This is a genomic window from Eubacterium coprostanoligenes (assembly GCF_900167205.1).
Lineage (GTDB): Bacteria > Bacillota > Clostridia > Oscillospirales > Acutalibacteraceae > Eubacterium_R > Eubacterium_R coprostanoligenes.
On sequence record NZ_FUWW01000013.1, the window covers coordinates 20035 to 32532 of the forward strand.

At 38.4% G+C, this 12498-nt stretch carries 12 protein-coding genes; 11 read left to right on the top strand and 1 reads right to left on the bottom strand.

Annotated features, from left to right (window positions below):
* The first annotated feature begins 38 nt into the window (after nt 1–38).
* The 5 genes from B5D29_RS06265 to B5D29_RS06285 all read left to right on the top strand — a co-directional run bounded on the left by B5D29_RS06265 (nt 39) and on the right by B5D29_RS06285 (nt 5674).
* Nucleotides 39–2462, top strand: coding sequence for an ATP-dependent Clp protease ATP-binding subunit (locus B5D29_RS06265; protein WP_078768732.1), 2424 nt, complete (start codon nt 39–41; stop codon nt 2460–2462).
* A 109-nt stretch (nt 2463–2571) separates the two neighbouring features.
* Nucleotides 2572–3009 carry an RrF2 family transcriptional regulator gene (locus B5D29_RS06270; RefSeq protein WP_078768733.1) on the top strand — a complete coding sequence of 146 codons (438 nt, stop codon included), beginning with the start codon at nt 2572–2574 and terminating at the stop codon, nt 3007–3009.
* Between the two features lie 10 nt (nt 3010–3019).
* Complete coding sequence (locus B5D29_RS06275; protein WP_078768734.1) at nt 3020–4045, top strand: DUF2804 domain-containing protein; 1026 nt, start codon at nt 3020–3022, stop codon at nt 4043–4045.
* Nucleotides 4045–5034 carry an FRG domain-containing protein gene (locus tag B5D29_RS06280; protein WP_078768735.1) on the top strand — a complete coding sequence of 330 codons (990 nt, stop codon included), beginning with the start codon at nt 4045–4047 and terminating at the stop codon, nt 5032–5034. The genes B5D29_RS06275 and B5D29_RS06280 overlap by 1 nt, the downstream gene beginning before the upstream one ends.
* 4 nt (nt 5035–5038) lie before the next feature.
* The gene (locus B5D29_RS06285; RefSeq protein ID WP_078768736.1) at nt 5039–5674 is read left to right on the top strand and encodes a hypothetical protein; all 636 of its coding nucleotides are present in this window, start codon (nt 5039–5041) and stop codon (nt 5672–5674) included.
* A gap of 20 nt (nt 5675–5694) precedes the next feature.
* On the opposite strand, the gene B5D29_RS06290 is transcribed toward B5D29_RS06285, so the two are convergent.
* Complete coding sequence (locus B5D29_RS06290) at nt 5695–6447, bottom strand: YdcF family protein (RefSeq protein ID WP_159443418.1); 753 nt, start codon at nt 6445–6447, stop codon at nt 5695–5697.
* Nucleotides 6448–6617: 170 nt separating this feature from the next.
* On the opposite strand from B5D29_RS06290, the gene gdhA reads away from it, so the two are divergent.
* The 6 genes from gdhA (at nt 6618) to B5D29_RS06320 (ending at nt 12497) form a co-directional block, all read left to right on the top strand.
* The gene (gene gdhA / locus B5D29_RS06295) at nt 6618–7952 is read left to right on the top strand and encodes an NADP-specific glutamate dehydrogenase (RefSeq protein ID WP_078768738.1); all 1335 of its coding nucleotides are present in this window, start codon (nt 6618–6620) and stop codon (nt 7950–7952) included.
* Nucleotides 7953–8084: 132 nt separating this feature from the next.
* Complete coding sequence (gene ruvC / locus B5D29_RS06300; RefSeq protein WP_078768739.1) at nt 8085–8603, top strand: crossover junction endodeoxyribonuclease RuvC; 519 nt, start codon at nt 8085–8087, stop codon at nt 8601–8603.
* The gene (gene ruvA / locus B5D29_RS06305) at nt 8600–9205 is read left to right on the top strand and encodes a Holliday junction branch migration protein RuvA (protein WP_078768740.1); all 606 of its coding nucleotides are present in this window, start codon (nt 8600–8602) and stop codon (nt 9203–9205) included. Before ruvC ends, ruvA begins: the two co-directional genes overlap by 4 nt.
* 11 nt (nt 9206–9216) lie before the next feature.
* Nucleotides 9217–10269: a Holliday junction branch migration DNA helicase RuvB gene (gene ruvB, locus B5D29_RS06310; protein WP_078768741.1), complete on the top strand. Its 1053-nt coding sequence runs from the start codon at nt 9217–9219 to the stop codon at nt 10267–10269.
* A 9-nt stretch (nt 10270–10278) separates the two neighbouring features.
* Nucleotides 10279–11631, top strand: coding sequence for a phosphoglucosamine mutase (gene glmM / locus B5D29_RS06315; RefSeq protein ID WP_078768742.1), 1353 nt, complete (start codon nt 10279–10281; stop codon nt 11629–11631).
* Nucleotides 11631–12497, top strand: coding sequence for a class I SAM-dependent methyltransferase (locus tag B5D29_RS06320; protein ID WP_078768743.1), 867 nt, complete (start codon nt 11631–11633; stop codon nt 12495–12497). The genes glmM and B5D29_RS06320 overlap by 1 nt, the downstream gene beginning before the upstream one ends.
* Nucleotide 12498: the final 1 nt, after the last annotated feature.

Here is a 12498-nt window from a genome sequence, read left to right on the forward strand (position 1 = left end):
CGCACTGTCATTAATTTACAGTGAAAGGCGATGATATTATGTATCGTTTTAATTCATTTACTACGAAAGCTAATGAGGTGCTTAACCTCGCAATCAAAAGTGCACAGGCATATGGTCACAATTATATCGGCACAGAGCATATCCTTATAGGCCTGCTTTCAACCGATTCAACCATTCCTGCACTCACCAACAATAATATTACTTATGAGGGTGTAGACCGCCTTATTCGTGAAGAAATAGGCGTTGGCAACCCAACATCTCTTACTCCGGATGATTTCACGCCGAGAGCAAAGAGAATAATTGAAATTTCTTTCCAAATTGCAAGAACAATGCGTAATTCCTATGTAAGTGTTGAGCATTTGCTCGCTGCACTTCTTAAAGAGGACGACAGCTATGCTGTAAAGTTCATCAATGAACTTGGCACAGATTCTCAAAGAGTTTTTGATGATTTGATTAGCGATTTGAGTTCAAACAGCTATGACTCAAACCCACAGTCATCATCAAAGAAAAAGGGCAAGAGCAAAACTCCTACTCTTGATGAATTCGGCAAGAATCTTACAGAGCTTGCAAAGCAGGGCAAGATTGACCCTGTAATCGGCAGAGAAAAGGAAATTGAAAGAGTTATTCAAATTCTTTCAAGACGAAACAAAAACAATCCTTGCCTTATTGGTGAACCGGGTGTTGGTAAAACCGCAATCGCAGAGGGACTTGCACTTAAAATCGTTAACGGTGAAGTTCCTGAAATGCTTGCAAACAAAACTATTTATTCACTTGATTTGACTTCAATGGTAGCCGGTACAAAGTACAGAGGCGATTTTGAGGAAAGAATTAAAAAGGCAATGGATGAAGTCAAGGACAACAAGGATGTTATCCTCTTTATTGATGAAATTCACAACATTATGGGTGCAGGTGCTGCCGAAGGTGCAGTTGACGCTGCCAACATCCTCAAGCCGTCACTTGCTCGTGGCGAAATTCAAGTAATCGGTGCAACAACTATTTCAGAATACAGAAAGAATATTGAAAAAGATGCTGCACTTGAAAGAAGATTTCAGCCTGTAACAGTCGGTGAACCAACAGAAGAAGAAACTGTTGAAATTCTTAAAGGTCTTCGTGATAAGTATGAGGCACATCATAAGGTAAAAATTACCGATGACGCTATTAATTCGGCTGTAAAACTTTCATCAAGATATATTAACGACAGATTTTTGCCTGATAAGGCTATTGACCTTATTGATGAGGCTGCTTCGGTTGTAAGACTTAATGCTTACACACTTCCTCAAAATCTTAAGGATATGGAAGAAGAAATTAAGCGTCTTAATGCCGAAAAGCAGGATGCAGTCAATAACCAAAAATTTGAAGAAGCTGCAAAGATCAGAGATAAGGCAAATGAACTCAATAAACTTCTTAATGACGAAAAATCAAAGTGGCGTAATTCTTCAAACCATGATGTAAAGGCAGTTTCAAGCGAAGAAATTGCACAAGTTGTTTCTCAGTGGACAGGCGTTCCTGTAAATCAACTTACAAAAGAAGAAAGCGAAAGATTGCTTAATATGGAGAAAATCCTGCACGAAAGAATTGTCGGTCAAGATAAGGCTGTAAGTGCAATTTCAAAGGCAATCAGGAGAGGCAGAGTAGGACTTAAAAACCCTAACAGACCTATCGGTTCGTTCATATTCCTTGGCCCAACCGGTGTTGGTAAAACAGAACTCTGTAAATCCCTTGCAGAAGCAATGTTTGGCGATGAAAACGCAATTATCAAACTTGATATGTCCGAATATATGGAAAAGCACACTGTTTCAAAACTTATCGGTGCGCCTCCGGGATATGTTGGCTTTGATGAAGGCGGTCAGTTGACCGAGAAAATCAGAAGAAAGCCATACAGCGTTGTACTTTTTGATGAAATTGAAAAGGCTCATCCTGATGTGTTTAATATGCTTCTTCAAATTCTCGAAGACGGTGTATTGACTGATTCACAGGGCAGAAAAGTTTCGTTCAAGAATGCAATCATCATTATGACTTCAAATGTCGGCGCTTCAAAGATCACTGATGAAAAACTTGCTCTTGGCTTTGTTCAAGAGGATGGCAAGAAACTTTCAATCGAAGATTTGGTAATGCCTGATTTGAAAAAGACCTTTAAGCCTGAATTCCTTAACCGTCTTGATGATATTATCGTATTCAATCAGCTTGACCAAAACGACATTGAGGAAATTGCAAAGCGTATGCTTAAATCTTTGAAGAAGAGAACAGCAGACCTTGGCATTGAACTTGATTTTACAGACAATGCCATCACAGAGCTTGCAAAAGAGGGCTTTGATAAAACCTATGGTGCAAGACCGCTTCGTCGTGCTATTCAGTCAAAGATTGAGGATAGACTTTCCGAGCTTATTCTTGATAAGACAATCGGCGAGGGTTCAAAGTGCACTGTTGACTTTTCTGACGGCGATTTTCAGTTTAACTCCTAATATATAAAATTACGGCATAGAGAGCAATCTTTATGCCGTATTTTAAATAAAATCCTTGAAAACCTACTAAAATGGTGGTATTATTATAACAAGGATTGGAGATGATGTTTTGAAAATTTCTACAAAAGGCAGATATGCACTGCGTATGATGATTGACTTAGCGCAAAATCAAGGCGATGGATATGTGTCTTTGAAGGATATAGCAAACAGACAGGAAATTTCCAAAAAATATTTGGAGCAAATTGTGGCAATTCTCAATAAACCTGATGTTCTTCGTACAAACAGAGGTTATCAGGGCGGATACAGACTGGCAAAAAACGCAAATGAATATACAGTAGGAGATATTTTGCGTTTGACAGAGGGCGGTCTTGCTCCCGTGTCTTGTCTTGATAATTCGCCTATTTTGTGTGACAGAGCAGAGGATTGTATTACTCTTCCTATTTGGAAAGGGTTGTACAAGGTTATATCCGAATATCTTGACAGCATAACATTGCAGGATATTGTTGATAAAAATTCGGATGTTTCAAACTTTGATTATATAATTTAAGGAGTCAGCCATGAGAAATCACGAAGTAGTAAACAGCCACAATCTTCTTGATGAAAACGGTCATCTTATCGAGCCGGGTTGGAGCAAAACATTGGTTCAAAAATATGACAGAAATATGATAAAAAAACGCAAGACAAGAATCAAAGAATGGGATTATTATTATATAATGTCAAATTCTAACAAGTTTTGCCTTGCTCTCACAATATCCGATTTGAGTTATCTTGGTATGTACAGCGTCAGCTTTATTGACCTTGACAAAGCAGTTGAACACACTCAATCGGAGCTTACTCCGTTTCCTATGGGCAAAACAAATTTGCCGTCACATTCTGCAAGAGGCGATGTTTCGTTCAAAAATAAAAATCTTGATGTTTCATTCAAACACATTGGCGATTCAAGAGCAATAAAAATGAACTACAAATCATTTGATAACAAGCAGGGCGTTTCCTGTGATATTATTCTTACAGATGAACCTCGTGACAGTATGGTTATTGCAACACCTTGGGCAGAGGATAAAAAAGCGTTTTATTATAATCAAAAGATTAACTGTATGCGTGCAAGCGGAACAGTAACATACAAAGGCAAAACCTACACACTCAACCCTGAAACAGACTTTGCGGGTCTTGATTGGGGCAGAGGTGTTTGGACAAGAGATAATGTTTGGTATTGGGGCTCCGGTTCGGGACAAATAGACGGTGTACCGTTTGGTTTTAACATCGGCTATGGCTTTGGTGATACATCCGCCGCAAGCGAAAATGTTATTTTCTATAATGGCATTGCAAACAAATTTGATGATGTTGTGTTCAATATCAGTGACAATTACACTGACCCTTGGACAATTAAATCGTCCGATGGCAGATTTGATATGGATTTCACACCGATTATCGACAGAAGTGCGTTGATTGATGTTAAGGTTATCGTTACCGATCAGCATCAGGTTTTCGGCAAGATGAACGGCACGGCAATTCTTGATGACGGTACAAAAATTGAACTAAAGGACTTTGTCTGCTTTGCAGAAAAGGTACATAACAAGTATTGATGAAAAAGTTTAACAAATTGTATGATTTGGCAGGCAAACTTGAAGACGAGCTCGATTTTGACTTTCGTGCACAATCTCAAAGAATAGATTCGTTTCAGGAGTTTTATGAAAATATTATTGTTCCGTATGCTCACGGTGACAGAATTTACTTCAGAGGCGAAAGGATAAGAAGTATTGACCGTCCGCTTTTGCCGTCTATTTTCAGACATAGAAATATTGTGCTTGATGATGACGAAAATTTTGCACAACTTGATGCTCAAAGATTGCTCTATTTTTATAATAAATATCCCGAATATACCGATGTGTTCAAAAAGACCATCGGTGGTTTATCAGAGGATAATTTATATCCGTTTTTGAGCTTTTCACAGCATTATTTTGGTTTGAGTCCGCTGATTGATTTAACGAAAAATCCTTTTGTTTCTTTGTCTTTTGCATTGAAAAACAGAACGGAATATGACGAAGATATTCTTTTTTATACCGTTGAAATCAAGGACGAAAACGACTATACCACTCATTCTCATATTGCAAATGAGTGGATGAAGAATTATAATGTTATTGTACTCCGAGAAGCACCTACAAACGCAACCGATGCACTAAAGGAATATAGCAAGGAAAGTTTGCTGAAACGCAAAGAATACGGCAAAGAAAATCTGCTTAAAAACAAGGATTTGATTGAAGAAATAAAGGGCAGGTCAATATTTGAAATCAGCGCCCCTACGGCAAAGCTGATTGATGTACCTACCAACGATTTGATGCGCTTTCAGCAAGGTGTGTTCCTTTTGCTTGATGATTTTACGATATTCGGCAACGGCTATCTTACAAAGAAAATCAGGGATGATTTCGCTATTAAAAAGTGGATAATCAACAAGGATATTTGTCCTGAATTGCTGGATTATCAAAAACAAAAAGCCCCGTATTATGATTACGATACTATAACCGATTTGTCAAAGGCAGTCGGTAAAATAAAGAAAAATTATTTTAGGATGTGATTTTATGACATTTTTCAGTCGACTTTCAGGCGGCAATCAAGAATTGATTAAACTTGCGATTTTAGTTTTATTATCTTCGTTTTTGTCAATCCTTGTTTGCGTTTTGACCTCTGTTGCAATCAGCGAGGACTCAAAGGCAAGAGGCATTAAAAACAGAATAACATTTGCTGTTCTTGGATTTTTCTTTCCGATTCCGACCGCAATTGTTTATTTGATTGTCAGAAAGAATGCAAAGAAAATTCAGCCTAAAATATGTAACTGTTGCGGAATTTCTCTTGATAATTCATTTGCTGTTTGTCCGCAATGCGGTTCAACACAATTCACGGATTATTTGATAGTTGACAACGAAAAGCACCATAAGGTTGCCAAAACTACTGCAATATCTGCTGCGGTTTTGTATGTCATTGTTTTAACTATCGGCTTGTATATGCAGTTTTCCGGAATGTTTTATACAACAAATTTTGCACGAGATAAAAATAATTATAATTATGATAATGGTTATCAATACGGTTTTAATAATGACGACCGAGATGATGACGATGACGACGACAATGACGGAGCATTTGACCAGGATGATTTAGATGATTACTTCAATCAGTTTGGTGATGATCAAGACTATTCAGAGCCATTTGACGATTAAACTAATAACAGAGGCTTTACTTATTTTTGTAAAGCCTCTGTTATTTTCATATACCATATTCCGAAAACTTCTCTTGTAAAATATGCAACTCGCAGTATCGGTATGCTTTTTGCAGGGAGTGACGACGAAACAAAACCAACTTTTCGAGCATACATTTTTGCTCGAAGCATATGATATTCGCTTGTTGCAATTGCAATGCTTTTTGACAGATTTAATTTATCAATTATTTGTTTTGAAAACAGCATATTTTCATATGTTGATGTTGATTTTTCTTCTTTAATCAATCGTTCTTTTTCTATTCCGTATGAATTTAGAATTCGTTCCATACATTCAGCTTCGGATATATCTTCGTCAGCACCTTGACCGCCTGACAGGATTGCAATGGCATTTTTATTTTTTGTCATATAATCTCTTGCTACAAGACATCTTTTTACAAGTGATTTTGACGGAATACTTCCTTTAACTCTGCAACCTAAAACTATAACTGTATTTTCGTTTTTGGCTGTGCTTCGTGAATTTTTAATGATTTTGAACAAGGTTGCAAAGAATAAAATGAAAAATAAAACGGCTGTTAATGAGATAATATTTATTACAATTTTGCCGATTGGTGTTTGGTAGAACATTTTTATTTCATTTTGAAATATTGCAAGCAAAAGCAAAACTATGCCTAATAATATTCCAAAAATATTTCCGATGTTTATTTTTGATTTATAAAGCGGGGAAATATATATTAATATTATTAAAACCGCAAAAATAATCAATGCTGATTTCATACTTTCTCCTTTGTTAAATTTATACAAATATTTTAGCATATTGACGAAAAAATGTAAATAATTTTATAAAATTTATCCAAAAATAGTGACAAAATAATATTGGTGTGATATTATATAAATGCTTTAATTAGTTAAAGTTATATAACAAACGAAATACGGAGGAATAAGCTATGGCTTATGTTGATGAGATACTCGAGTATCTTGAAAGAAAAGACTATTATGAACCTGAATTTGTACAGGCTGTAAGTGAGGTTCTTAATTCACTTCGTCCTGTAATTGATGCTAACGAGAAGAAATACCGTCAGGTTGCTCTTCTTGAAAGAATTATTGAGCCTGAAAGAATTCTTCGATTTAGAGTTCCTTGGATTGACGACAAGGGTCAAGTACATGTAAATCGCGGCTATCGTGTACAGTTTAACTCTGCTATCGGTCCATACAAAGGCGGTTTAAGACTTCATCCAAGTGTAAACCTTGGTATTATTAAATTCCTTGGTTTTGAGCAAATATTCAAAAACTCACTTACCGGACTTCCAATCGGTGGCGGTAAGGGTGGCTCTGACTTTGACCCGAAGGGCAAGAGCGACAGAGAAATTATGATGTTCTGCCAAAGCTTTATGACAGAACTTTGCAAAGTTATCGGTGCTGATACTGATGTCCCTGCAGGTGATATCGGTACAGGCGCAAGAGAAATCGGCTATATGTTCGGTCAATATAAGAGAATTTGCGGTACCTATGAAGGCGTACTTACCGGTAAGGGTCTTTCATTTGGCGGTTCTCTTGCAAGAACAGAGGCAACAGGTTACGGACTTCTTTATTTTACAGAAGAAATGCTTAAGTGCAACGATTCTACTATCGAGGGCAAGACTGTTTGTGTTTCTGGTTCAGGTAATGTTGCTATTTATGCAGTTGAAAAGGCACAAATGCTCGGTGCAAAAGTTGTTACCGTTTCTGATTCAACAGGTTGGGTTTACGATAAAGACGGCATTGATGTTGCTCTCCTTAAAGATATTAAGGAAAACAGAAGAGAAAGACTTACCGCTTATGCGGAAGCTCGCCCATCTGCTCAGTATCACGCAGGCAGAGGTGTATGGCAAATCAAGTGTGATGTTGCTTTGCCTTGTGCAACTCAAAACGAACTCACAATTGATGATGCTAAACTTCTTGTTGAAAACGGCTGTATTGCTGTTGCAGAGGGTGCTAATATGCCAACAACTCTTGAAGCTACAAAGTATCTCCAAGAGCATGGTGTAATGTTTGCTCCTGGTAAGGCTGCCAACGCAGGCGGTGTTGCAACATCTGCTCTTGAAATGAGCCAAAACAGTGAGCGTGTCAGCTGGACATTCGAAAAGGTTGATGCAAAGCTCAAGGATATTATGATTAACATTTATCACAATATCGACAACGCTGCTAAAAAGTATGGCCTTGACGGCGACTATGTTGCAGGTGCAAACATTGCAGGCTTCGAAAAAGTTGCAGATGCAATGATGGCACAGGGTATTGTTTGATTTTACTATAATTTTTTAGAGGACGATTTGATTCGTCCTCTTTTATTATATATAAATATTATAATTAATATTGCAAATTATATGTAAATATGGTATAATTTTTAAAAATATTATGTAAAAGAGCGTCTTGAAATGGTTATATTAGGAATCGACCCGGGCTATGCAATTGTAGGATGGGGTGTAATTGAATATTATCACTCGCATTTTCGTGTACTCGGTTACGGAGCTATAACAACTCCTGCCGACTCGCCGTTTCCTCAAAGACTTCAAACTATCTATAACGATATGTGCTATATTTTTGAAAAATATAAGCCTGAAGTTATGAGTATGGAAAAACTTTTTTACAATTCAAACCAAAAGACTGTTATTGATGTTGCACAGGCAAGGGGAGTTATCACTCTTGCGGCACAAATGAATATGAAAGATATTTACGAATATACTCCATTACAGGTTAAACAATCGGTAACAGGATACGGCAGAGCAGAAAAAAAGCAGGTTATGGAAATGACAAAAAGTATTCTAAATTTGCCTGCTATTCCAAAACCGGATGATACGGCTGATGCTTTGGCTATGGCAATTTGCCACGCTCATTGCAGTGGCTCTGCAATGAATAAAATCAACAATATGATTAATTTTGGAGATAAACAATGATTTACAGCTTAAAGGGTACACTTACATATCTTGAACCAACCTTTGCGGTTGTTGAGTGTGGCGGAGTCGGCTTCAAATGTTTTGTAAGTACAACTACCATCACTTCTTTGACCTCAATCGGAACAGAGGTAAGATTGCTGACATATATGAGCATCAGAGAAGACGCTATGGATTTGTATGGCTTTTCAACTCAAAATGAACTCGATGCGTTCAAACTTCTTATTTCTGTAAGTGGTGTCGGACCAAAGGCTGCGATTTCAATTTTGTCTGCTTTGGCTCCTGACAGACTTGCCGTTGCCGTTTCGTGCGGAGATGTAAAGTCTATTCAGGTTGCACAGGGTGTCGGCAAGAAAACAGCCGAACGCATTGTTCTTGAATTGAAAGACAAAATGAATATTATTGCCGGAGGAGAAACCGCAACTGTTGTTGAAAACATTCAATCACAAGTTGTCGGCAGTAATTCGTCAGAAGCTATTGAGGTTCTTGTTTCTCTTGGATTTAGTCAATCCGATGCGTCGCTCGTTGTCGGCAAACTTGATCCGAATATGTCTGTTGATGATATGATTAGAAAAGGACTTCAAAGCCTTTCTGCTAACTTATAACAGGTGAAATTATGATAGAAAACGAATTTGAATATGATTTTGAAAATCGTATGTCAGCACCGGAATACACTCCTGCTGACGAGGAAATAGAAAATTCCTTAAGACCAAAACAACTGACCGATTATGTCGGACAGGAAAAGGCAAAGGAAAATCTTTCGATTTATATTAAAGCCGCAAAACAGCGTGGCGAACCACTCGACCATGTTTTGTTCTATGGTCCGCCGGGACTTGGCAAAACCACTCTTGCAGGAATTGTTGCAAACGAGATGGGCGTTAACATTCGTGTTACTTCAGGTCCTGCGATTGAAAAACAAGGTGATTTGGTTGCTATTCTTTCAAATCTTGAACAAGGCGATGTCCTTTTTATTGATGAAATTCACAGACTTAACAGAACGGTTGAGGAAATCCTCTATCCTGCGATGGAAGACGGCAAGATTGATATTATAATCGGCAAAGGACCGAGTGCAAGAAGCTATCAATTGAGCTTGCCAAAATTCACGCTTATCGGTGCGACAACAAGAGCAGGCCAGCTTTCCGCACCCCTTCGTGACAGATTTGGAGTTATTCTTCGACTTGAAATGTACACTCCCGAGGAGCTTTCACAAATTGTTAAGAGGTCGTCAAAAATTCTCAATATTCCTGTTGATGATGAAGGCGCATATCAAATTGCAAGCCGTTCAAGAGGAACACCTCGTATTGCAAACCGATTGCTTAAACGAAGCAGAGATTTTGCCGAGGTTAAGTATGAAGGCGTTATTACTGCCGAAGCTGCAGCGTCAGCTCTTAACAGTATGGAGATTGACGAACTTGGTCTTGATTCAATCGACCGCAGACTTTTAACAACTATGATTAAGAATTATAACGGCGGTCCTGTCGGACTTGAAACTATTTCTGCCGCAATCGGTGAAGAATCGGTTACTATTGAGGATGTTTATGAGCCGTATCTTATGCAAATAGGATTTTTGGCAAGAACTCCAAGAGGCAGAATTGTCACTCCTGCCGGTTATAAACATCTCGGTTTTGAAAATAATACAGATAATCCACAGCAGTCATTTGATTTATAAGGAGAAGTTATGGGTAGACTTTTTGGTACAGATGGTGTAAGAGGAATTGCAAATAAAGATTTAACAAATGAACTTGCAATGCAAATCGGCGCTGCGGCTGCTGAAGTGTTGCTTAAAGAATCAAAGAGCGCAAAGCCAACTGTTCTTATCGGTAAGGACACAAGAGCGTCGGGTGATATGCTTGAAGCAGCTCTTACTGCCGGTCTTTGCAGTGTTGGATGCAATGTCCTTTCTGTTGGTGTTGTTCCAACTCCGGCAGTTGCTTATCTTGTAGGACTTTACGAATGTGAGGCAGGAATTATGATTTCCGCTTCTCATAATCCTTGCGAATATAACGGCATTAAGATTTTTCAAAAATCAGGATATAAACTCGATGATGCACTTGAAGATGAAATTGAATCTATCATTCTTGATAATACCGAAAAAATCGAGTACAAAATCGGCGGTGAAGTCGGCAACGCAACGAAATGCAAATCCGCATTAAAAGACTATATTGAGCATGTTGTTGCAACAACAGATGTTAAATTTGACGGACTTAAAATTGCGCTTGATTGCGCAAATGGTTCTGCAAGTGCGTGTGCAAAAGAAATCTTCACTTCACTTGGTGCAAAGTGCTTTATGCTTTCTGACACTCCTGACGGAGTGAACATCAACGACAAATGCGGTTCAACTCATCCTGAAGAACTTATGAAGTTTGTCAAGGATGCAGGTCTTGATTTAGGCCTTGCATTTGACGGTGATGCTGACAGAATGCTTGCTGTTGACGAAAACGGAGAACTTGTTGACGGCGACAAAGTAATTGCTATTTGCTCATCAAAAATGAAACAAGAGGGAACACTCAAAAAAGATACCGCAGTTGTTACTGTTATGAGTAATATGGGTTTCTTCAAGTTCTGCGAGGAGCACGACATTAAGTGCGAAAAGACTGCTGTAGGCGACAGATATGTTCTTGAAAAGATGCTTAAAGAAGGCTATAATATCGGCGGCGAACAATCGGGTCATGTTATTTTTCTTGATTATGCTACAACCGGTGACGGCGAACTTTCGGGTGTTCAACTTCTTGAAGCTGTTGTAAAAAGCGGTAAAAAGTTGTCTGAACTTGCTTCTGTTATGCAGGTTTATCCTCAAGTGCTTATCAATGTTAAAGTGTCGGCAGAGGGTAAGAAAAAATATAATAATGATGAATATATTATTGCTGCAACTCAAAAGGCTGAAATGGAACTTATGGGTGATGGTCGAGTGCTTGTAAGAGTAAGCGGTACAGAACCTTTGGTTAGAGTTATGCTTGAGGGCAAGGATATAAATCATATACAAAAACTTGGTGAACAAATTGCTGAGGTAGTTAAGGAAAGACTTTCATAATGAGATATTCAAAAGATTGGAAAGATTACGAATTGATTGATTGTTCTTGCGGTGAAAAACTTGAACGCTGGACAAGAGAGATTTTAATCAGACCCGACCCACAGGTTATTTGGAAAAGTGAAAAAAATCATAAACTTTGGTTTCAGCCAAATGCAAGATATGTCAGATCAAAAACAGGTGGCGGTAAATGGCAGGTGTTTTCACATATGCCGTCTGCTTGGCAGGTTAGATATAAGGATTTGACTTTCAATATCAAAACAATGGGCTTTAAGCATACCGGTTTGTTCCCGGAACAGGCTGTCAATTGGGATTATGTAAGAGAGCTTATCAAAAATTCCGATAAAGAACAGGTTAAAGTTTTAAATCTTTTTGCATACACAGGCGCTGCAACTGTTGCCTGCCTTAAAGAGGGCGCAAGCGTTGTGCATGTTGATGCCTCAAAGGGAATGACAAATTGGGCAAAGGAAAATGCCCAGGCTTCAGGCGTTGCCGATGGTGATGTCAGATGGATTGTTGACGATTGCATAAAGTTTGTTAAAAGAGAATACAGACGAGAGAATAAGTACGATATTATCATTCTTGATCCACCTTCATACGGCAGAGGTCCGAAGGGCGAAATTTGGCATCTTGAAGAATGTTTGTACGACTTTATGCTTGAAGTTGAAAAAGTCCTTTCAGACGAGCCTATTGCAGTTATTCTTAATTCATACACAACAGGACTTTCAGCTTCTGTTATGAAGTACATACTTGATGCTGTTATCACATCAAAACACGGCGGAAGCGTTGAAGCAGATGAAATCGGCTTGCCTGTTACGGCAAACGGCGGAATCCTTCCGTGCGGAACAACAGCTATTTGGAAGGCTTGAT

Excerpts from the sequence above, each read along its gene's own strand:
- B5D29_RS06265 (WP_078768732.1), top strand. The coding sequence starts at position 39 with ATGTATCGTTTTAATTCATTTACTACGAAAGCTAATGAGGTGCTTAAC.
- B5D29_RS06275 (WP_078768734.1), top strand. The coding sequence starts at position 3,020 with ATGAGAAATCACGAAGTAGTAAACAGCCACAATCTTCTTGATGAAAAC.
- B5D29_RS06280 (WP_078768735.1), top strand. The coding sequence starts at position 4,045 with ATGAAAAAGTTTAACAAATTGTATGATTTGGCAGGCAAACTTGAAGAC.
- B5D29_RS06285 (WP_078768736.1), top strand. The coding sequence starts at position 5,039 with ATGACATTTTTCAGTCGACTTTCAGGCGGCAATCAAGAATTGATTAAA.
- B5D29_RS06290 (WP_159443418.1), bottom strand. The coding sequence starts at position 6,447 with ATGAAATCAGCATTGATTATTTTTGCGGTTTTAATAATATTAATATAT.
- gdhA (WP_078768738.1), top strand. The coding sequence starts at position 6,618 with ATGGCTTATGTTGATGAGATACTCGAGTATCTTGAAAGAAAAGACTAT.
- ruvC (WP_078768739.1), top strand. The coding sequence starts at position 8,085 with ATGGTTATATTAGGAATCGACCCGGGCTATGCAATTGTAGGATGGGGT.
- ruvA (WP_078768740.1), top strand. The coding sequence starts at position 8,600 with ATGATTTACAGCTTAAAGGGTACACTTACATATCTTGAACCAACCTTT.
- ruvB (WP_078768741.1), top strand. The coding sequence starts at position 9,217 with ATGATAGAAAACGAATTTGAATATGATTTTGAAAATCGTATGTCAGCA.
- glmM (WP_078768742.1), top strand. The coding sequence starts at position 10,279 with ATGGGTAGACTTTTTGGTACAGATGGTGTAAGAGGAATTGCAAATAAA.
- B5D29_RS06320 (WP_078768743.1), top strand. The coding sequence starts at position 11,631 with ATGAGATATTCAAAAGATTGGAAAGATTACGAATTGATTGATTGTTCT.